Below are 22,753 nucleotides of genomic sequence, written 5' to 3' on the forward strand. Positions count from 1 at the left end.
CAAGGGGACAAGGGGACAAGGGGACAAGAGGACAAGGGGACAAGAGGACAAGGGGACAAGGGGACAAGAGGTGAGAACTTGAAACAAGTCTTTCCCCTTGTCCCCAATTCTCCTTGTCCCCAAGTCCTCTTCCCAATGCCCAATACCCTTCTTTTAAAACTTAATCTTTGTTTATAACCAGGGAAAGAGGTACAGAAAGCTACTGGTGTGGAAACCTAGGTATTAGAGGTGAAACTAATTTCTCACTTTTCCAAAGCTAGCGAAGATTCCATGCAAAGCAATTTAGTTATATTTCCTAATACTGGGGCTGCGAAAAAAAGCACCCGAACACAAGAAAGAACAATTACCAAGTACGACCGTGCTGAGGAGCAATTTATAGAATTGCTAGCAATGGAGGATTTGGATCGTAAGCTGGATGTAAAACCTGCAATAGCTAGTGAGTTTGAACAGGCGCTCTCAACAGCAATTCGTGCCGCCTATAAAAGCGATCGCTCTGATGAACAGGCTCACCGTTTTTTGCAACGGATACTTTATCGAATTAATCGGCTTAAGCTGTTTTGGTACGATGATTTGCAGAATTATACCAATGAGCGATCGCTTTATTTATCCTCATGTCGCGATCAAATTGAGGCTGCTTGGCAAAACTGGGAACTGGCACAGATAGATTTACCAGCGCTGCAACAATCGGATGTCAAGCACGCTTTAATTGAACGTGCTTCTACCGATTTAAATCCGCCTTTGTCGGATAGTAGCCGCTATATTCGTGAGGATATGACTGAAGCTGGATATCGCCACCTGCTAGCGATCGGTTCCTTTGATGGCTTGGTTGAAGGTAGTCGTCTTTGCTACGTATTGGGTGGTGCTGCTAATGAAGTGCAGTGTACGCTGGTGCGAGTACTTCTAGAAGAATACGGCAATGGTCGTTTATCCCGCAAGCACTCGACATTTTTTGCCCAAATGCTGGCTGAATTTGGGATGAACACTGAACCAGAAGGATACTTCGATTTAGTGCCTTGGGAAGTTCTAGCTTGTGCTAATCATAATTTTTTGACCACCGATCGCAAACGCTATTTCCTACGTTATTGTGGTGCATTGACATATTTTGAGGTGGCTGGCCCTGCGGCTTATAAAAACTATCTGGCGGCGGCGCAACGATTGGGACTGTCAGAGGCGGCAATGGGTTATTGGGAACTGCACATCAGGGAAGATGAACGCCACGGCCGTTGGATGTTAGATGATGTTGCTTTGTCTTTAGCAGAACAGTATCCCAAAAATGCGTGGGAACTCCTGCTTGGGTATGACCAGGAGAAACTAATGGGCGATCGCGCCGCTACTGCTATTGTGCGATCGATACGCGAAGCAAAACAATCCCTCTGACTCCTATGTGAAGATAAATCCCAAAAATTAAAAATAGCAGGTTTTAGCATTTTAATTTGACATTTTTAAGTCATTTTATATCTACTTTACCTGCAAAAAAATTTCTTTAGTAACACCTTGCTAAAGGAACAGTTTCTTATTGCCTTAATACAAGGTAATAAACAATTTCTTTCCTGTTTATTATACATTACCAATTGGTTGCAGTCAAATGAAAGATATCTTTTTTTGTCCTGAAGAATCCAATTTCTACTCAAACTGTTTAGAAAGCTTTGTGATCAGAAATTGTAAAAGTTCTGAATCTATTGTGGAGTTTGGTTCAGGAGATGGCAGCCCTGTAATTAATTCCTTATTGAGAAACAACTTTAATGGTGTAATCCAGGGATTTGAATTAAATACTTCTGCATGGAAGGTTGCTAATTCAACCATTGATGAATACAATCTCACAAATAAATATATAATCCATAATTCATCTTTGTTTAATTCTTCTCAACCAGATGCCGAGTATCTTGTAGCCAATCCACCCTATCTACCCGCACCAGATGACGATATTTATATACCACTTTTATTTGGGGGCGTAGATGGAGCAACAGTTACCAATGATCTTTTGTCGTTAGATTATGAAAATGTCTTGGTTTTAATATCTAGCTTTTCTAATCCCATAAATACGTTGAACCTAGCAAAAGAAAATGGTTATTATGTTCAAAATTTTATGGTGGTACCTTTGGAGTTCGGCTACTATAGCTCGGAGCCTAAAGTAAAAAAACACATAGAAGAACTCCGAAAAAACAAAATGGCATTTTATTCTGGTGATTATTATTTTTTAGCTGGCGTTTTATTTACAAAATCAGAGAATCCGGGTATTGATTTATCTAATCAATTAGCTCAAGTGATGACGAGTTTGTGAAAATCAAGAGTTCAGATTCCCGACTTCTTAAATAACTCGGGAATCTAATTTTTCATGACTGAAACTTTTACGAAGAACAAGGTTTAAATCGAAGATTTTCCTTCACATTAGAAGCCGTATCTGGGTAATCGCTAAATACGCCATCAACACCTAAGCTGAAAAATAGTTCATATTCCCCTTGGGGATTTCCTTGAAAATCCAGTGGCAAAAAGTAGTCTTCATTGCGGAAAGTCCAGACATGAACCAGCAAACCAGCCGTGTGAGCGTCAGTTACTAAAGATGTAGGCAATCGCAATTTACCACTACTATCTCTAGGAACTAGTAAATTTTTATGAATTCCAACCGCCTGTGCATATTTAGCAATTTCCCTTAAACCTGATGCAGTGGCTAAATCTGCATAAGTGCGTTCATCGCCACTAACGACAAAATCATTAGGCTTACCACTGTTATTCAGCAATTGCACCAGAGGTAAATCAGTCTTTGTAGATAAATCTTGTAAATTACTCACTTCAAAAGACTGAATGAAAATGGGTGCATTAACTCCCTCATAACCGTTGGCTGTCAAAGTTGCAAGTAGGGGTGGTTCTAGGGCTAACCCAATAGATTTAAAGTAAGTTGGGTGCTTAGTTTCTGGATAAATGCCGATCACACGATTAATTTCGGCACTTTTACGCTTCACTAAATCGATGATTTCTTGTAGCGTAGGAATTTCAAAGAGTCCATCATAAGCCGTATTTTGCGATCGCAGTTGCCCAATTCGCTCTTTGGCTCGTAGTGTTTTCAGTTCTGCCAAGGTAAAATCTTCAGTAAACCAGCCAGTTTTTGATTCGCCATCAATTATTTTGGTGGTTTGAAGGTGAGCAAATTCTGCATGACTTGCAACGTCGGTGGTTTCAGAAATCTCATTTTCGTGACGAGCAATTAAAACGCCGTCTTTGGTGGAAACTAAATCAGGTTCAATATAATCAGCACCCAATGCGTAGGCGCAGCCCGCCGCAGGCATCGCTAATTCATAAGCAGCTAAAGTATGTTCTGGACGATAGCCGCTAGCGCCTCGGTGTGCAATGATAATTGGAGATGTTGTACTAATAGCCACTGACATCAACTAATCGATATCCTTCACCAACCAGTTTGTCAAAAGTAGCTTGATACTGGGCTGAAGTCAATCCATGTCGCGCCTGCCAAGCTGAACCACCAGACTTTTCCCAAATAGCGGCGTATCGGTTTTGTCCGTTGACATCATAACCACTTACGTCAACTAATCGATATCCTTCACCAACTAGTTTGTCAAAAGTAGCTTGATACTGGGCTGAGGTCAATCCATGTCGTGCTTCCCAAGCGGGGCCACCAGATTTCACCCAAATAGCAGCGTATCGGTCTTGTCCGTTCACACCATAACCACTAACATCAACTAACCGATATCCTTCACCAACTAGTTTGTCAAAAGTAGCTTGATACTGGGCTGAGGTCAATCCATGTCGCGCTTGCCAACCTGGGCCGTCAGACTTCTCCCAAATAGCGGCATATCGGTCTTGTCCGTTCACAGCATAACCACTAACATGAACTAATCGATATCCTTCACCAACTAGTTTGTCAAAAGTAGCTTGATACTGCGATGAGGTTAATCCATGTCGCGCTTGCCAAGCAGGACCACCAGACTTCACCCAAATAGCAGCGTATCGGCCTTGTCCGTTGACCTCATAACCACTGACATCAACCAACCGATATCCTTCGCCAACCAGTTTGTCAAAAGTCGCTTGATACTGGGCTGAGGTCAATCCATGCCGCGCTTCCCAAGCCCCACTACCAGACTTGACCCAAATAGCGGCGTATCGGTCTTGTCCGTTAGCGATCGCTTGTCTTCTGACATCGGGTATTCTTTGTAATTGGGCGACATTTTGAGCAATTACCTTTGTGTTTGTCTCACTATTAGCAAAGTTAATGGGAGCGGCAAAAGCAGAACTAACTAAAGTTGCAAGTAACGCTGCACTAGAGGCAGTAAATGTTAAAGAACGTATGAACATATTAGTAAAATAAAAATGTAAATTTGGGCTGCACTGCTAAATAAGTTTGCATTTATTTTTTATGCAATACCCAGGTAGCGATGCTGACAATTGTGGATACCCAAGATTTACAGATGATTCCCGAATTCAGAATACCGAACTTTTATTTGTATATCTTTGGCATAACTTCACTATGTGTTTCCAGCTTATTTTCTGCCAATGATAGCTAATTAAAGGCGCGATACTCTCTATTTTTTGCTTTGCACTTTCTTACACTTTAAAGAAAAAGTATTTTAACTCGCTGAGAAGAATATGAACTCAAATAAGCTTAGTACAAAATATATTTATATTGACTTTAAAACATCTTATTCCCCAGCCAATAATAATGGATTCTATGGTTATTGATCCATATTTCTGAGATGGAGCGATCAAGATCGCATCACTCTCAATACGGTTCGAATAAGGTTTTTTGATGAAAGATTATAGATCGCAAAGACGCGATAAATCGCCGCCTCTTCCCTTAACCGAACCGTATTGGCATCACTAGTAATGAAACTTGCCGAAAGATATCCGGTACTTCCTTGCCCCTGTTGTAGCGATCACCTACCAAGACATCCAATTTGGGTAGAATATAATATGAAAGATTAATTCATGAAAGCCTTGATTTCACAGGTTAGTCGCGGCTATCCAAACAATAGGCTTCATTATCTTTAAATTTTATTCGCTAGATATTTTGTAATTATTCTAATGACACAGATTAAGCCGGAAGTAAAGCGCACAGAAGAATTGCGCCAGTTATTGCAACAAGCCAGCTATGCTTATTACGTCCTAGATACTCCAATTATGGAGGATGCAGTCTATGACCAGCTATATCGAGAATTACAACAACTGGAAATTCAATATCCAGAGTTGACAGCACCCGATAGCCCGACTCAGCGCGTGGGTGAGAAACCAGCAACGCAATTTACTTCGGTGCGGCATAATATCCCTCTGTACAGTCTGGAAAATGCGTTTAATATTGATGAGTTGCAAGGGTGGGATCAGCGTTGGCGGCGACAAGTACCGAAAATAGATTCGGTGGAATATGTCACTGAACTGAAAATTGATGGTTCTGCTTTGGCTCTTACCTACCAAGATGGCATTCTAGTTAGGGGGACAACTAGGGGTGATGGGGTGATGGGTGAAGATATCACCCAAAATGTGCGGACAATTCGCTCAATTCCCTTGCGTTTAAATTTTGAAGGGTTAGAGATTCTAGAAAGGGTGGAAGTGCGAGGCGAGGCGTTTTTGCCGTTGGAAGTATTTAAACAAATCAACGAGGAAAGGCAAAAAGCAGGAGAGCAATTATTCGCCAATCCCCGTAATGCCGCAGCAGGTACACTCAGGCAATTAGACTCGCGCATTGTCGCTAAAAGGCGATTAGCTTTCTTTGGCTACACGTTACATATTCCTGGTAGAGATGATACCAGTATTGCCAATACCCAATGGGAAGCGTTGGAATTGTTAGAAAAGATGGGTTTTCAAGTGAACCCAAACCATAAATTGTGTGCCTCGATCGCAGAAGTGGCAAAATATTATGAATATTGGGATACGGAACGCCTGAATTTACCCTATATGACTGATGGGGTTGTAGTAAAGCTGAATTCTTTTAAACTTCAGGAACAGCTAGGGTTTACCCAGAAATTTCCTCGCTGGGCGATCGCGTTAAAGTACCCCGCCGAAGAAGCGCCCACCCGTGTGGAAAATATTGCTGTAAATGTCGGACGAACTGGGGCGTTAACGCCGTTAGCAGAAATGCGCCCTGTGCAACTGGCGGGGACAACAGTTTCCCGCGCGACTTTACACAATAGCGATCGCATTACTCAATTAGACATTCGCATTGGCGATACTGTAATCGTCCGCAAAGCTGGAGAAATCATTCCAGAAGTAGTGAGGGTCTTAAAAGAACTCCGTCCTGCTGACACTGAACCCTTCGTTATGCCCACCCATTGCCCTGTCTGCGATCAAGCAGTGGTGCGAGAATCAGGTGAGGCAGTAACTCGGTGCGTCAATGCTTCCTGTGCAGCGATTCTCAAAGGTTCTATTGAACATTGGGTAAGTCGTGATGCCTTGGATATTAAAGGTTTAGGCGAAAAGCTAGTGCATCAACTCGTTGATAAAGTTTTAGTGCATTCCGTTGCCGATTTATATGAGTTGACCGCAGAGAAGTTATGTGCGTTAGAAAGGATGGGGCAAAAGTCAGCAGAGAAATTAGTAGATGCGATCGCTCAATCAAAAAATCAACCTTGGTCAAGGGTATTGTATGGCTTAGGCATCCGTCACGTTGGCAGTGTTAATGCCCAATTGTTGACTCAGAAATATTTCACCGTAGAACAATTAGCGGCAGCAAAGCAATCGGATATTGAAGGAATTTATGGTATCGGTGCTGAAATTGCCCAATCTGTGTATCAGTGGTTTCGGATTGATGCCAACCAAAGGTTGATCGAACGCTTGCAAGCAGAAGGATTACAATTAACTGCCCCAGAAGAAACAAAAACAGTTGGTGATGGTAATCAAAAGTTTGCAGGTAAAACTTTTGTAATTACAGGGACATTGCCAACCTTAAAGCGAGATGAGGCAAAGGCTTTGATTCAAAAAGCTGGTGGCAAAGTGACTGATTCGGTGAGTAGAAAAACAGATTATTTGGTAGTAGGAGAAGATGCAGGTTCTAAATTAGAAAAAGCGCTCTCTTTGGGAATTACACAGTTAACTGAAGCGCAGTTGTTGGAAATACTTAACGAATAATTCGTAATTAAAAAAACGGGAGCTTAAACTTTCTTAAGCTTTCGAAACATTTTAATTTGCATTTCCCAAAAAATAAATCTCTTGTGGGGTGGACATCTTGTCCGCCCTAGTTGTGCCAATTAAATGCACGACATAATTACGTTTAGATCAAGGCTTGATCCTCCCTAATCTTCCTTAAAAAAGAGGGGAATTAGAGCAAGCCTAAGTTGCCCAGAGTCCAAGCCCACAGGGTGCAGATGATTAGGCAGTTTAAAATTCGAATTTTCATACTACTGCAAATCGATAGATTTATCGTATAATATTTTTCAAATGCGATCGCTTCCTTTGGGATGTAGGCATAAAGTGCAAACAACATACCAAAGGAAACGGACGAGTGTGAACACCGCCCTATGAATCAAACTATGGAGAATTCAGATGACTAACAAACACATTGAAGTCAAACAGGTAGCTGGTTTCATTGGTGCTGAAATCAGTGGCGTAGACCTTTCACGTCCTTTGCACGATGATGCAGTTAAAGAAATTCGTCAAGCGCTATTGAAGTGGAAAGTCGTGTTCTTTCGCGGTCAGAACATCGATCATGCTGCACAGGTAGCATTCACGGCTCGTTTCGGCGAAGTGACCTACGCACATCCCCACGAAGATGAGCCGGTAGAAGGTTTCTCAGAAATCTTACCAATTGACCGCAGCCGTTACGAACGGCGCAATGGTCTACGGCGTTCCAGTTACGAAAGTCGCTGGCATACCGATGTGACAGCAGTTGTCAATCCACCTGCGGCATCGATTTTGCGTGCAGTTAACGTTCCTAGTTTCGGTGGTGACACACAGTGGACTAATTTGGTCGCAGCCTACGAGGGTCTGTCAGCACCCCTGCGGGCGCTAGCAGACGGGTTGAAAGCTGAACATCGCTTCAATGCGCGTTTAAATCTGCCCAGTAATAGCAAGATTGCCCAGCGCATTGCTGCCAATCCACTGGTTTCAATCCACCCAGTAGTACGCGTTCATCCTGAAACAGGCGAACGAGCATTGTACGTGAATCCTGGTTTCACCTCACACATTCTTGACGTGTCACGACAAGAAAGCGACCTGCTGCTTGAGTTGTTCTTCAACCAAATCACCAAGCCTGCCTACACCACTCGCTTCCGATGGAACAATGGTGACATTGCCTTCTGGGACAACCGCGCCACCTCGCATTTAGCCCCACAGGATCTGGATCATCTGGAAGTTGAGCGCGTCCTCTATCGCACAACCATCACGGGTGACGTTCCAGTCGGGCCCGATGGTTTCCGATCGCAAGTGGTTGAAGGTGAAGCGTTCAGCAGCGAGTTACCAACCATCTTGAAGAGCAGAGTTGATAAGCTAGAAGCAGAACCAGTGCTTTCGTAAGTAGTTAAAAGCTTATATACAAGGCTTTACCCACCTACGCGGGTTAATAACAAGGGGCACAAATCCCCTTGTTAATTTTTTCTGAGTCTACAGAGGTGGACGATAACCAAAATTGCTCTGGATTGTACTGTTATATTTCTGAAGAATATTACCAAAACCTTGATAATATTGATAGCGATTGCGTTCAACTCTGGAACCCTAGTAGATCGTTTACCCTAAAAATGGTCAAAGGTAAATTTGGAGTTTTATTAAATAAAACAAATGTCCGAAGAAAAGCCTATAAGTCCTTGGAACTACAAACCTTGGTGGTGTCAGCCCTGGTCTATAGTTCTCACAGGTGTAACAATCATTAGTGGTAGCTGGTTACTATTTAAAACTATCTGGCTAACCATTCTCGTCTCTATCCCTATAGTGACGTGGATGGGATTTTTTGTGTTGTTTTGGCCACAACTAATGATTCGCAGTGGGATTTTAGAGTCGTATAAAGACTAATTCTAGACAGAATTCTAGTTTTTATAATTCTTGCTTTTGTGTAACAATCCACATCAAATCTAACCACAATTGAGGATAAGCCTTCTTAATCTGTGATTTGGGGTCGTGTAACAGATTCGTCGCATTCAAGCAAACAACTTCAACTAGACCCAGATGTTCTGCCACCTCTATCAGTAAATTTTTTTCTGCGACTACAGCAGCAATCAGTCTGTCAGGACAGTAAATTTTAATATGTTTGGCATGAGCGGTATACGCTCTTTTTAAGCTAGAATTTAGCACTTTTATATAGCAGTGGCGTAGTAATTCCCATGCTTTCGGGTGAGATTGCTCCATAATAAGGGTAAATTGTTGGGCTAAGTCTTCTTCGGTAATCATTACTTTCTCCATTATTGTGCTAAAAACTGTAACTTCACCTCTGCACAGTAAAAATGACGCAGCATTGCTAATGTTCTGTGTATTTTTATCTGAGTAAAATTAGCAATTTTAGTTTGGGTAAAATTTATCCATTGGCAGAATTTGTTGATAAGTTTTCTACGGATTATGTTACTTTCCTATCAAGGATCAAAGCTGAAACCGATTACTAAAACCGTATCAATCGCTGCTTTACACCAAACTAATTGCTATAAAGCCAAGTGACTGAAAACAGAATTAAGCAGCCAGAATAACTTTTGTGCAAGTGGTAGATGAGTCAGAGCAAAAAATTTGCCCACCACAAGAAAGCTAGTGATATTTGTGTTTTAATTAAATCCACTACGGCTTTTGAAAAATTAGAGATTAAAGCAAATCAATCAGGACAGTTATCTACGCAGAGATCATCTGGACTGGGCTGCAAAATTAAGCGATCGCACATCTTTATTTTTGCCGTCAGTCTGCTTAATTGTCTGGCGCTCTCCTTCGCGCAGCCTTTGGTAAAGAACAGACCGGGAGGAGAGTTCCGAGGGTTGGAATCTAACCCTCAGAATTTCTCTGCATCCACACAAATTAGCAGTATCAAAAATATCCAGTTTTAGCAGGAACTCTGCCAGTATGATAAGTTTTGATAATTTTTAGTTGACAATGATAATTTTCAACATGGCTTTGGGTAGAAGACCTTGTAAGCATCTATATGCTCAGAGGATTTGCACAGTGAAAGTTAGGGTGATATGAACAACAGAGCAAACCAAAGGCATGAAGAACATCATGCAATACAATATTTCTGTATATTCAATCGAATGTTGATTTTCGTTGCAGAGATATTTATATCACGCAGCCTGGTTGCTGGAGAGTTAGCCCTGCGGTTGTTGCAAAAATTCCAGCGTATCAGACTTTCCTCGCTAAGGCGAGGACACTCATCTGTGAAAACACCAGTTGCTCCTCTATATAAAAATGAAGCAGAAAGGCTTAAAGCATTAACAGACTACAATATTCTGGACACTCTACCTGAACAAGCATTTGATGACCTAACTGCTATTGCTGCCTACGTTTGTAAGACTCCAATTGCTTTAATTAGCTTAGTGGATAGCGATCGCCAATGGTTTAAATCTAACATTGGACTAAAAGTTAGAGAAACGCCCAGAGAGTCGGCTTTTTGCTCCCATGCTATTATGCAACCAGAGAATATATTAGTAGTTCCCAACGCCATCAAGGACGATCGCTTTGCAAATAATCCTTTAGTCAAAAGTAATTCTAAAATTCGTTTTTACGCTGGTGCGCCACTAGTTACGCCTAATGGTTTTCCAATAGGGACGTTATGTGTGATGGACACCGTTCCTCGCCAGCTAAGTTACCAGCAGTTGGATGCACTGCGCCGCTTAACTCGGCAAGCGATCGCTCAGATGGAACTCATTCAGGAAATTCGCAACCGTAAACAATCAGAGATAGAAGGAAGGCAGTTATCGCTGACCGACGATCTAACAGGTTTGCATAACCGACGTGGCTTCTTCGTGATGGCTGAACAACAGTTGAAAATTGCTCACCGCATGAGATTGTTGTGCTGGGTGATTTTCATTGATTTAGATGGGCTAAAACAAATTAACGACACCCTTGGCCATGATATAGGGGATGCCTTGATTGTTGATGCTGGTCGATTACTCAAGCAAAGTTTTCGGAACTCGGATATTGTTGCTCGCTTGGGTGGAGATGAGTTCATTGTTTTCATCTCTAGCTACTTTAAGGATGCTAATAGCATCCAAGCGTATCTGCAAGTAAATATTGCCAACTTTAATCAACAGCAAAGCCGTAGCTATGAACTTTCGATGAGTATGGGAATAGAGCGTTACTCACCAGAAAGTAATATGTCATTAGAACAACTAATTGCCAGGTCTGACGAATTAATGTACGCGCATAAGCGTCTCAAGCGGCAATCTATTCATCAACAAGAGTAGAGATTAGTGTTCTTTTATAAATTTTTGTCATTAGAGAAAAATACGCTGATTTCAAATTGGTGAATAATCTTAATAAAAATAAGCTGTGTATCGCTAGTTTATATATCAAAGTGCGATCGCATGAATTGAACGAACTGTAAAAGTTATTTTTCCTTGAGAATTAGCCATCTGAGTACTAATTTGTTTGACAGCCCCAAAGTCAATTAGTACTATCTTGTTATCTGATGCTCCCCGCTGAATATTAGCCGGCTAGATATCCCGGTAAATCACATTGTACTGATGGAAGAGGGATAGGGACTTCCAGTTAAAAAAATATCCCGTCGTAGGGAAGATGAGGGCAAACAGGGGACAAGATGACAAGATGATTTGAGTGAGAATCTTGCAACAAGTCTTTCCCATTGTCCCCAATTCTCCCTGCTCCCTTCTCCTCCTGGCAATTCCCAATTCCCAATTCCCAATTTTTAACTTATGAGTTTGAGTCTGTGCATGATTGTGAAAAACGAAGCCGCAACACTGCCTAAATGCCTGAACAGTGTCAGAAAACTGGTGGATGAAATGGTAGTTTTGGATACAGGCTCAATCGATCGCACTCCCAATATTGCCCAACAACTCGGTGCAAAAGTCCATCATTTTAAATGGTGTAATGACTTCAGTGCTGCCCGTAATGCAGCTTTAAAATATGTTACTGGTGATTGGGTTTTGGTCTTAGATGCTGATGAAACTTTGACTCCAGGCATTGTACCGCAGTTGCGAGAGGCGATCGCCAGAGATGAATACCTGCTCATCAACCTCGTCCGCCAGGAAGTAGGTGCTGAACAATCGCCCTATTCTTTGGTTTCCAGGCTGTTCCGCAATCATCCAGATATTCGTTTTGACCGTCCTTACCATGCCTTAGTGGATGATAGCGTCTCAGCAATTGTAAATAAAGAACCCCATTGGCAAATAGGTTATTTACCTGGGGTTGCACTTGTACACACAGGATATCAAAAAAGTGCGATCGCTCAAAATAACAAATATGCCAAAGCAGCTACGGCGATGGAAGGGTTCCTTGCTACTCATCCCGATGACCCTTATGTTTGCAGTAAATTAGGGGCATTGTATGTGGAAACGGGGAAAGTTACCCAAGGTATGGAGTTGCTCAGACATGGAATCAGCGTTGCTGAAGAAAATTACGATATTTTATATGAACTCCATTATCATTTGGGCATTGCTTACAGTCGCTTGCAAAAATCCCCACAGGCGATTTCTCACTATAAAGCTGCTATCAAATTGCCAATTTATCCCATGCTCAAATTAGGAGCATACAACAACTTGGGTAACTTACTCAAAGCAGCAGGAGATTTCAACGGTGCGAAAACAGCTTACGCTACAACTTTGAAAATTGATCCTAATTTTGTTTTTGGACATTATAATTTGGCGATGACATTTAAGGCTTTGGGTTTATTTACAGATGCGATCGTATATTATCAACATGCAATCACCTTAAATCCCAACTATGCCGAAGCGTATCAAAATTTAGGGGTAGTGTTGCTCAAAGTTGGCAATCATCAAGAGAGTTTAACAGCTTTTAGAAAAGCGATCGCCCTTCATGAAAGATATAATCCCGAAGAGGCGAAGAGACTACGCCAGGGGTTGCAAGAGATGGGGTTGATGTAAAGGAAAGGGAGAGAAGAAATGCCTGAACCCTCGGTATTTAAAGCATAATACTGAACCCTCTGGCCGGACTCCAGTGGTCATCCTATATTGGCAACTGGATTACAAACTCTGTTCCTTGCCCAAGTGCGGAATTTACCTCAATGCTGCCACCATGTTTTTCAATGATAATTTGAAGTGCGATCGCTAATCCTAAACCTGTTCCTTTACCAACAGGTTTGGTAGTAAATAAGTGATCAAAAATTTTCTGCTTAACTTCTGGGTTCATTCCTACCCCATTATCTTTAATTCGGATCAACACACTCTTCTGGTCTTCGTTTAGTTTGGTACTTATAGTAATTCGACTAGGATTTAGTTTAATCTCATCTATATTGCGCCCTATATTTGACTCTTCCAAAGCATCAATAGCATTAGCAAGCAGGTTCATAAATACCTGACTAAGTTGGCCAGGAAAACACCGGACTAACGGGATGTCATCATAATTTTTCACTACTTCAATCGCCGGACGAGTATGTGAGGCTTTCAGACGGTGTTTGAGAATCAAAATTGTACTTTCGATAACTTCATAGAGATTACAAGGAATTGTTGTTTGGGTATCTCCTCTAGAAAAAGTACGCAAACTTATGCTGACATCATAAATACGGTTTATCCCTTCTTGCATCGAAGCGATTAGTTTAGGCAAATCTTCACGCACATACTCCAAGTCTACTTCTTCAACTGTTTCTGTAATTTCTACTACAGGTTGAGGATAGTAATGTTGATACAAGCTAATTAACTTTAACAAGTCTTTTACATATTCACTTGCAGGTTTTAAGTTACCAATAATAAAACCAATAGGATTGTTAATTTCATGTGCTATCCCTGATACTAAATTACCTAAAGTAGACATTTTTTCACTCTGCACAAGATGCAATTGCATTTGCTTGAGTTCAGATAGAGAAAATTCTAATTGTTTAGCATAGTCTTGAGCTTGCTGATAAAGTCGAGAATTCTCTAAAGAAATAGCAGCTTGGGATGTGATTAAATTCAATATATTGACACGTTCTGAGGTAAATGCGCCTGCAATCAGTTTATTTTCTAAGTACAAAAGTCCAATAAATTTACCCTGATAGAAAATAGGACTGCACAATATTGATTTGGGCTGATGATATTTGATATAAACATCTGATTGATAAAGACTCTGAGATATTACATCATTTATCACCAAATTTTCTTGGGTTCTAGCAACATATTGAACTATAGAAATAGGGATATCTTGGCTTTCTTGAATTGGAGTTGATTGCAGAATAATAGAGGAATTTGCTGTAGTAGTGATTGCTTCTATAAACAATTCATTATCTTTGGCTAAAATCAGACAACCCTTTTGGGCAGCAGCGTTTTCGAGAATTATATTTAGAAGAGCATCTAGCAGTTTATCTAAAACTATCTCGCTGCTAATTGCTTGTGAAGCCTTTATTACTGTAGCTAAATCCAAAACACCATTGCTGTTACTTGTGGTTTGTGAGTAATTTATTTTTGTTGTAGCAATAGTTCTAGTTACATCTATTTCTAACTGTTTAACATTTTGAGTACGAATTATCAAATTATTATAGCGTTCATCCAAGTCTTGTACTTTCGCTATAGCTCCCCAATGGATATAACCATAGTAAGCTTCAGTCATATACGTTTTAGCAATTTTTTCTTTACCCAAACCCATGTAAAACTTTGCTGCTAGTTCATTTCCTAAAGCCTCTTCTTGGATATAACCATTTTTTTTAGCACCAGCAATAGCACAGTCATATAAATCTATTGCCACTTGTAATTTACCCAATACTCTTGCTTTCTCTGCTTCCACTAGTTCATATTTGTGCTGGAAGTTACATGGTGCTTGTTTCGCCCATTTTTTCATTTGCTGCTGATTCGCTGCTACCTGTTTTAAGTATTGCTTTTTCTTCAAAGATAAAGCTTGTTCAGAAAATGAGATTAAAGCCAAAGAATAATAAAAATTATTAACCGTATAAATTAACAATCCAACGTTATCGGTATGAGTTTCTTCAGCGATAATTGCATTTTCAATTGCTAGTTCATATTCTTCAAATAAATAACATAATATAGTTTTAGAACCATAGTAAAAACCTTTAAAAGAGTAATTCTTAGTTACTTCAGATGCCATTGTTATTTCATCAAATGCTTCGCCAACTAAAGCAGTTTTCATCAATGACTTTGCCTGTAAGTTTAAAGTTACCTGTCTAAAAACACTTGTAGCTGCTGCTAGAGATTCAAGCCTTAACTTCTGCATCAAATCTACATAGCTCAATATTTTTTTGTCTACCAATTCCAAGTTTTCCCCAGAAAGCAAAGAATGATACCCTGCAATTACAGCACAATAACCAGCATTTTCTATATTTCCTAATTCTAATCCACTCTGCATCCCTTCTAAAAGCGGTGCTATTGTGTCTTTAATATGCTCTTTATAAAACCTAATTGTGCCATTATGTACAAAGTAAACTGTGGCTTTTAGCGAGTTAGTATTCGTATTTGAAAGTAACTCTATTGCTAGCTTTCCTAAGCTGTATCCTGTTTCAACTTGGTTAAATTTATCAGATAAAATAGTACCATAAGCTGCATAAGCATAAGCCGAAACAGCTGATTTACCGTATTTTACAGATAACCTTACCATAGCAAATACAGCTAGTACAAAAAGAAAAGATCCTGCCTGGCTAGCAGCCGGAACAATTTGCAATAAGATTTGCATAGCTGCTAGTTTATAGGGGTCAGACATTTCAGGTAACAAAGCTAAGTCTTCTATTGGTTTACCTATTAATGTTAGTTTTGTCTGAATTAAAGCTGACAAAACATTTAATTTCGTAGGTTTTTTTGGTAGTATTACTCCTAGCTCTTTGAGAGCTTTTACACCAATTTCTAGGACTTCTGGCATCTGATTATGTGCCATGTAAGTTAGCATTTTTATTTCGTGTAACTTAACCTTATCTAAGATACTATTTGCTTGACTCAGTGCAATATCTACTAATTTATGAGCATTTTCAAAATGACCATTTAAATACTCTGCTTCTGTAGCCTCAATATACAAATTTAATGTTAGATCATAAAATTGATTCCAACTATCTACTGTTAACAGTTCTAAGCCTATATTTAAATACCTACCAGAAGACTCGTAAGCAGTGGCTGCTTTGGCTTTTTTACCAGCTAGAAGATTAAGTTTTGCCAACTCATATTTTTCAGATTGTTGAGTCAGTAAGTCCAAACCTACATTAAGTTGGTTGACAATATCTAAAATATTTTCTGCTAACGATTCAGTAGGTGTCTGTTGGAGTAATAACTGACCTATTTTTAGATGAGTTCCTTGTTTACTATTTTCTGGAATCAATGAATAAGCAGCTTGCTGAATGCGATCGTGTAAAAATTTATAACTAATCTGTTTAGAATCAAAACTTAGTTTAATAGATTCTTCCTGTTCAAAAGCTAAGGGAATACGATAAGTATCACTCAAAGGCAAAATTAACCCACATTGCAATGCAGAATAAAGTTCCCTTGCTGTACTTGTAATGGATTTTGCACTCACAATAGACAGTATATCTAGAGAAAATCTATTGCCAACACAAGCTGCTAGTTTTAACATTTCTTGTGTGGCTGGTGAAAGGTTTATAATTCTGCTGGCAATCAGTTCTACTATACTCTTATCAGTAATACCAATCGCTTGGATTTTTTCTATATCCCACTGCCATAAAGCAATTTCAAAGTTGAACTTAAATAAATTCTCTTGATAAAGTACTAGTAATATCTGTGTTAAGAAAAATGGATTTCCTCCTGTTTTATTGTAGAGTAAGTCTACTAATGATTTTATCGGTTCTGGATTTTGATGTAATGTATCAGCGATTAAGCTATTAAAGTCTTCCAAAGAAAGAGCTTGCAAAATGATATTGTTAACAACAGTGCCATCTTGAGTGATTTCTTCTATTATTGCCATTAAGGGATGTGTGATGCTAACTTCATTATCTCGATAGGCTCCTATCAAGAGTAAATATTTGGTATTTTTGTCACTAATTAGCAATTTTATTAACTTTAAAGTAGCTGAATCTGCCCATTGCAAGTCATCCAAAAAGATAACTAAGGGGTGTTTTTTTTTGGCGAAGACCTGGATAAACTGACTAAAAACACGATTGAAGCGATTTTCTGATTCTACCGCACTCAGCTTAACTACTTCTGGTTGTTTACCTATAATTAATTCAACTTCAGGAATTACATCAATGATGACTTGTCCATGTGATTTAACGGCGGCTAAGATTTTACTACGCCATGTTTCAAGTTTAGTTGCATTTTCTGTAAGCAGCTGCCGCATTAATGAACTCAAAGCTTGAATCAGTGATGCATAGGGAATATTGCGTTGGAATTGGTCAAATTTACCACTAATAAAAAAGCCTTTGGCGCGAGTGATAGGTTTATTAACTTCATTAACTACAGAGGATTTACCAATTCCTGAATAGCCAGAAACTAATATAAGTTCACGGCTTCCTTGGCTGACTCGCTCAAAAGCCTCTAAGAGTGAGTTAACTTGAGTTTCTCTGCCATAAAGCTTTTGAGGGATGAGCAACTGACTCAAAACATCTAAACGACCAGGTATGAAATCAGTGATTTCACCTGTTGTTTCTAACTGCTCTTGACAGATTTCCAAATCTGCCAAGAGTCCTTTAGCAGTTTGGTAGCGGTCTTCAGCATTTTTCGCCATCAGTTTATTGACAATAGACGAAATGGCAGTCGGTATTTCTGGGTTTAATGTTTCAATCTCTGTAGGTTGTTTAGCAATATGACAGTAAACTAACTCTAATGGGTCATAACTTTGAAAAGGTAATTGTCCGGTAAGTATTTCATAGAAGGTAACTCCAAGAGAATAAAAGTCACTCCGATAGTCAAGAGTACGGTTCATTCTTCCGGTTTGTTCCGGTGATATATAAACTAAGGTACCTTCTAGTTGGTTAGGGTTAGCTAGTTGCGTTGTTTCTTTATCGAGGCGTGAGGCAATACTAAAGTCGGTAAGCTTTACAACCCCAGTTTCTGGATTGATGATAATGTTGGCAGGTTTAATATCTTTATGAATGATCTGGCAAGTGTGTACAGATACTAAGGCTTGTGCCAGTTGAATTGCAATCTTAATAAAACTTTTTAACTCTTGTTTGCCTGTAATCAGTAGTTGTTTAAGGGAGTATCCATTAAAGTCTTCAAATACGATCGCTAAACGATTTTCGTGAGTTTCTAATCTTAATACTTTGACAACACCTTCTAAATCCAAGTTTTCTGTAATTTTGTATTCATGCTTTAGACAAGCAATCGCATCTATGGAGGGATAATCTGCTTTAAGGATTTTCAGAATTACAGGTTGTTTGTCTAATTGTGATATAGCTCGATAAATAATAGTATCATCTCCCTCATGGAGCATTTCGTTGAGGTCATACCCTGAAATTGAAATTGAGCTAGATGTGAGCATTGCCATTACCCTTCTTAGTAAACACAAAATTATGTATATTTATGATTCCCAATTTTGCTATTGTTTTATCAAATAGATATTTTTATTAGAAGACACAGTAAACTTTTCATTATTGTCAAAAACAAAAACTTATGCAATAGTAAAGAGCCTGCCATAAGCTAAGTATACAATAGGTAAAAAACTAGCCTTATTCTCTAATCAAATTACGTGTGCAAGGTCTTGCGCTACTTCCCAATATAAGTTATGTAATTACAGATATCTTTGTGAATGGTTTCGAGTGCGCGTAAATGCTCTTTGCAGCTTGTCGCAGGCATTGCTGTTTTCAAATATCAGCAAATTTTTTCGGCAAAATAAGCGTTTTAGATAATTGTTGTTAATAACAAAAGAATAGGCTAATTATGTTTTTGACTGAGGCATAATTTTGATACTACAGGAATCATATTTTATTTGTAAAAATTTAAATATCCATATTCCCGACTTCTTATAAAAATCGGGAATATGGTTTTTCACTAATAATTAGGGGCTGTTACATTCTGAAGTTTTCTGGTAGAGAAATGTTTATCAAATTTGGGTAAGTATTGTCTAATTAAATCCTTATCTATTCTTGGGCACTCAATATCAGTACCCTTGATAGCCTGAAGGACATTCTCTGTTTTGAATTTGGGAGTACGATGGTGTACCTCTAAAATAGTGCTACGGTCTTGATATACTTTCTCTTGGAAGAATGAGATTAGTGGATACAAGGGATTAACAGACGACATAGTAGAAAGCGCATTCAGCCAGTTTTTTGGTGAAATCTTTTGTATGGGATAGCCCAACTCCTGAATAAACTCAAATATTTCTAGATGGCTTAATTCCTGCTCAGGAGGTATCAAGATGTTGTATTTATCACCTGTGTATTTGGCATCCAAAGAAAGATGAGCAATGACAGCAGCAGCATAGTCCACAGGTACTGGAACCCAACGTTTTTCCGGAAAATCTGGATAAATACCCATCTGAATACAACCGCTGACAAAGCGGTGGAACATATCATTGAGGTTAGCGACTTTAGTTTGTCTATGTCCAGAAATAAAACCAGGACGGTAAATAGAAACTGCCAAGCCTTTTTGTTGAGCTGATTGCAACATACGTTCTGCAACCCATTTTGACCGTACATATCCATACTCTACAGGCATAATCACTTCGCACAGATCAATGTCAAAGTCCTCTGTAACTTCATTAATACCTAGCAATGAGGTTAATGAGCCATAAACAGCTAGAGTAGATATGTAATGTAGAGTTTTGTGACGACGATGTGCTGCTAAAGTAAGAATATTCGCAGTCCCATCTACATTGGATTTTTTAATTAGCGAATAAGGTTTGATGTAATTAGTGTCAGCAGCTACATGATAAATTTGATCAATTTCCTCACCCAGTTTGTCAAATAACATCGTTGGTAGTTTCAACTGTGGTTGCTGAATGTCGCCAGCGATTACATGTACTTGCGCCAATTTTGTTGTTGGTAGCTGATATTGAATAAAGGTTGCACGCAGCCTTGCCATTGCATCTGCATCACTTTCTGCTCGTACCAAGCAATAAATTTTGCGATAGCTGCCTTTTATGAGCAGTTCATAAAGCAAATGTGCCCCTAGAAAACCTGTTGTACCTGTAATTAATGCACAGTCATATTTAACTTGTGGTGGTTGTTGCCAAATAGATGTATTCAAATCTGGAGAAAGTCTGGCTTCTGCTTGTAAGTCAATATATCTATCATTAGCTGCACTTTCGCTTTTGAGTTGAAACTGTTCTAACAATTGTGCTAAACCCGATGGTGTAGGATATTCATAAATTAAGCGAGAAGGAAGAGTAACACCAAAATCGCGAGCAAGTGCATACAACACATGAGCGATGCAAAGTGAGCTACCACCTACCTCAAAGAAATTCGTGTGAGGTTTGCAAGTTCCGGTAGGTAACTCTAAAGCTTCATCAAAAACTACCGCTATTTTGAGAGAGCTATCCATCGTATTAGTCAGGAAAGATGGGGTTTCTGGCAGTTCTGGTAAAGCATTTCGGTCTAATTTACTGCGATTAGGTAACAAAGGCAATTCATCCATAAAGACAAAACGCGTAGGCACCATGTAATCTGGTAGTTGTTCGGCGGCAAAACGTTGTAGGTGCTTTTCTGTTAGAAACTGTCCGAGTTTAGGAATAATATACGCAACAAGCATGGATACGCCATAATTTTCTGGCATATCGCTATTTTCTATTCGTGCAGTTCTAGTTGCTTTGACTACGTTCGTTTGTACCCCAGGATGCTGGGCAAGTATCATTTCGATTGCTTCTAGTTCTATACGCTTGCCCCGAATTTTTACCTGATGGTCGGATCTGCCAGCATAGTGTAATAGCCCAGGTTCATGCTGATCTTCGTAAACTATGTCACCAGTTTTATATATTTTGCCCGAACCAAAAGGGTTGTCTAGAAAACGAGTACTTGTAATCTCAGGTTTATCTAAATAGCCTTTGCCTACCCCGATACCACCTACATATAACTCGCCCTTCTCACCACGATTACAAAGCTTAAGTTCTTCATCCAAAACGTAGAGTTCTACATTTGGTAGTGCATAACCAATAGGCAGACTGATATCCTGTTGCTTAAACTCGTAAATTGTGCAACAAACTGTTATTTCTGTTGGCCCATAGGCATTGAAAAAGCGAATATGGGGTGAAACCCATGCTTTGGCAAGTGATATGGGACAAGCTTCACCACCTACCACCACCATTTGTAAATCAGGCAACTGGTCACAGAAAGGTGTGAGCTTTGCGAGTACAGAAGGGGGTAACATAACCCATTGCACCTGCTGTCTAGCTATAAAGTTTGCCAATAGTTGCCCAGGAAGCATTTGCTCTCTTGCACCCAGTACTAAAGTTGCCCCACTACATAATGCTGTGACTAATTCCCACACTGCTGCATCAAAGCTGATGGAGGCAAACTGAAGTAAACGCAAGCCTGGTTTGATATTAAAAGTATTACAGCTAGCCTGAGCAAGATTTAGTAAACCTCGATGTTTAAGCATTACTCCTTTAGGTATACCTGTTGAGCCAGAAGTATAAATAATATAAGCTAGCTGCTCAGGCTCTACTATTGAAGGTAATGCAGAGGATATGGTTGATGCTTGCCAGACAGTAGGAGTGTCTAAAAAATACATTTGCCCATTCAAACCACTCTGACGCATCGCTGGCTCAATATCAAAAGCAAACTTTTGCTGTGTCAGAATCGTGGTTAATTTAGCATCCGCAATCATGTAACTAAGTCGCTGGCGGGGTAAATCTGGGTCAAGGGGAACAAAAGCTGCACCTGCTTTCAAAATGGCATAGATAGCAATAACCATTTCAAAAGAAGGTTCTATACACAGTCCAACGAAACTATTAGGTTTTAGGAAACCCTGTGCTATTAAATACTGAGATAACTGTTCTGCCCTTTGTTGTAATTCTCCGTAAGTCAACTGTTGATTGTCTAGAATTACTGCTAGCTCATCATGATACTTTTGACAGTTAAATTCGATTAAAGAAACAACCGTTTTATCTACTTGAGTGTTTTGAGTATTCATTTTCTTTTATCCTATGTATACAATTGATCAAAAAAATGTGGGATTTGAGGTAGATAAAGTAGCACTGATAATAATAAAATCTCAATGCAAAGCTATGGAAAAACTGATAATCCTCACAACAGTTATTTCTAGGTGGCTAATTGATAATTCGAGATGCTATATAGCAGCCCTAAATCATTTATAAAAATCATTTAACCGCAGAGGGCAGAAAATACAGAGAGAGTAATATGAGATTTTTTCGACTCATTTATGGTTGCTATGGCAATCCTATTTCACTTAAAAAAATGGTTTTTTGACGAACTAGCCGCATAATTAAAAGCAAATACTACAGATTCTCACCGTCTCAGCACCCTAGAACAAAAAAACTATAATCCTTGCTAAACAAGATTTTCAGGAAAAATAGATAATTTTAGCCATAATGTTAGAAAATAAGCTCAAAATTGAGTTTATGCTTATTGTTTAAGAGGTTGCTGAGATTTTTTCACTATCCTGGTGAAAAATCGATAGCACGTAGAGACAGCAAGATGCTTCTCCTTTAACGAAGTAATTACCTAAAATTAGAGTATGTTCAAAAGAGATTAAAGATAAGACTAACAAGCAAATTATGATTGCTATATTAAAAGGTTAGCCCAATAATTAATTACTCTAAATATAGATAGATAGATCATAAAGGAAATAACATGATTGTTTTTAATATTGATTGTGAATATCATGCAGAGTATATT

Annotated in this window: 13 protein-coding genes; 8 read left to right on the forward strand and 5 right to left on the reverse strand. The window is 39.3% G+C overall.

Features of this window, described 5'->3' with window-relative positions; translation table 11 throughout:
* Positions 1–270: 270 nt before the first annotated feature.
* Together GNF10_RS23545 and GNF10_RS23550 are read left to right on the forward strand one after the other, a co-directional pair.
* Entirely contained in the window at positions 271–1,377 is a 1,107-nt protein-coding gene (locus tag GNF10_RS23545) for an iron-containing redox enzyme family protein (protein ID WP_185586452.1), read from the forward strand.
* A gap of 208 nt (positions 1,378–1,585) precedes the next feature.
* The gene (locus GNF10_RS23550) at positions 1,586–2,281 is read left to right on the forward strand and encodes an SAM-dependent methyltransferase (protein ID WP_185586453.1); all 696 of its coding nucleotides are present in this window, start codon (positions 1,586–1,588) and stop codon (positions 2,279–2,281) included.
* Positions 2,282–2,348: 67 nt separating this feature from the next.
* Here GNF10_RS23550 and GNF10_RS23555 read toward each other — a convergent pair whose 3' ends face one another.
* Both GNF10_RS23555 and GNF10_RS23560 read right to left on the reverse strand, forming a co-directional pair.
* Positions 2,349–3,383 (reverse strand): glycerophosphodiester phosphodiesterase, encoded by a 1,035-nt coding sequence (locus tag GNF10_RS23555; RefSeq protein ID WP_185586454.1) that lies wholly within the window; start codon positions 3,381–3,383, stop codon positions 2,349–2,351.
* A complete protein-coding gene (locus GNF10_RS23560) occupies positions 3,367–4,305 on the reverse strand; it encodes a hypothetical protein (protein WP_185586455.1) in 939 nt (312 codons plus the stop codon). The genes GNF10_RS23555 and GNF10_RS23560 overlap by 17 nt, the downstream gene beginning before the upstream one ends.
* 726 nt (positions 4,306–5,031) lie before the next feature.
* On the opposite strand from GNF10_RS23560, the gene ligA reads away from it, so the two are divergent.
* The 3 genes from ligA to GNF10_RS23575 all read left to right on the forward strand — a co-directional run bounded on the left by ligA (position 5,032) and on the right by GNF10_RS23575 (position 8,943).
* A complete protein-coding gene (ligA, locus tag GNF10_RS23565) occupies positions 5,032–7,068 on the forward strand; it encodes an NAD-dependent DNA ligase LigA (RefSeq protein WP_185586456.1) in 2,037 nt (678 codons plus the stop codon).
* Positions 7,069–7,482: 414 nt separating this feature from the next.
* On the forward strand, positions 7,483–8,451 hold the full coding sequence (locus GNF10_RS23570) for a TauD/TfdA family dioxygenase (RefSeq protein WP_185586457.1): 969 nt from the start codon (positions 7,483–7,485) through the stop codon (positions 8,449–8,451).
* Between the two features lie 261 nt (positions 8,452–8,712).
* The gene (locus GNF10_RS23575; protein WP_185586458.1) at positions 8,713–8,943 is read left to right on the forward strand and encodes a DUF6737 family protein; all 231 of its coding nucleotides are present in this window, start codon (positions 8,713–8,715) and stop codon (positions 8,941–8,943) included.
* Between the two features lie 21 nt (positions 8,944–8,964).
* Here GNF10_RS23575 and GNF10_RS23580 read toward each other — a convergent pair whose 3' ends face one another.
* Complete coding sequence (locus GNF10_RS23580; RefSeq protein WP_185586459.1) at positions 8,965–9,318, reverse strand: hypothetical protein; 354 nt, start codon at positions 9,316–9,318, stop codon at positions 8,965–8,967.
* Between the two features lie 308 nt (positions 9,319–9,626).
* Here GNF10_RS23580 and GNF10_RS23585 point away from each other — a divergent pair, with 308 nt between their 5' ends.
* From GNF10_RS23585 to GNF10_RS23595, 3 genes are all read left to right on the forward strand, one after another.
* Positions 9,627–9,953: a hypothetical protein gene (locus GNF10_RS23585; protein ID WP_185586460.1), complete on the forward strand. Its 327-nt coding sequence runs from the start codon at positions 9,627–9,629 to the stop codon at positions 9,951–9,953.
* A 132-nt stretch (positions 9,954–10,085) separates the two neighbouring features.
* Positions 10,086–11,306 carry a sensor domain-containing diguanylate cyclase gene (locus tag GNF10_RS23590; protein ID WP_185586461.1) on the forward strand — a complete coding sequence of 407 codons (1,221 nt, stop codon included), beginning with the start codon at positions 10,086–10,088 and terminating at the stop codon, positions 11,304–11,306.
* A 468-nt stretch (positions 11,307–11,774) separates the two neighbouring features.
* A complete protein-coding gene (locus GNF10_RS23595; RefSeq protein WP_185586462.1) occupies positions 11,775–12,962 on the forward strand; it encodes a glycosyltransferase in 1,188 nt (395 codons plus the stop codon).
* 82 nt (positions 12,963–13,044) lie between these two features.
* On the opposite strand, the gene GNF10_RS23600 is transcribed toward GNF10_RS23595, so the two are convergent.
* Entirely contained in the window at positions 13,045–18,441 is a 5,397-nt protein-coding gene (locus GNF10_RS23600) for an ATP-binding sensor histidine kinase (RefSeq protein ID WP_185586463.1), read from the reverse strand.
* A gap of 509 nt (positions 18,442–18,950) precedes the next feature.
* Positions 18,951–22,028, reverse strand: coding sequence for an amino acid adenylation domain-containing protein (locus tag GNF10_RS23605; RefSeq protein ID WP_185585693.1), 3,078 nt, complete (start codon positions 22,026–22,028; stop codon positions 18,951–18,953).
* Positions 22,029–22,753: the final 725 nt, after the last annotated feature.

The organism is Nostoc sp. UCD121 (genome assembly GCF_014222285.1).
Taxonomy (GTDB): Bacteria; Cyanobacteriota; Cyanobacteriia; order Cyanobacteriales; family Nostocaceae; genus Nostoc.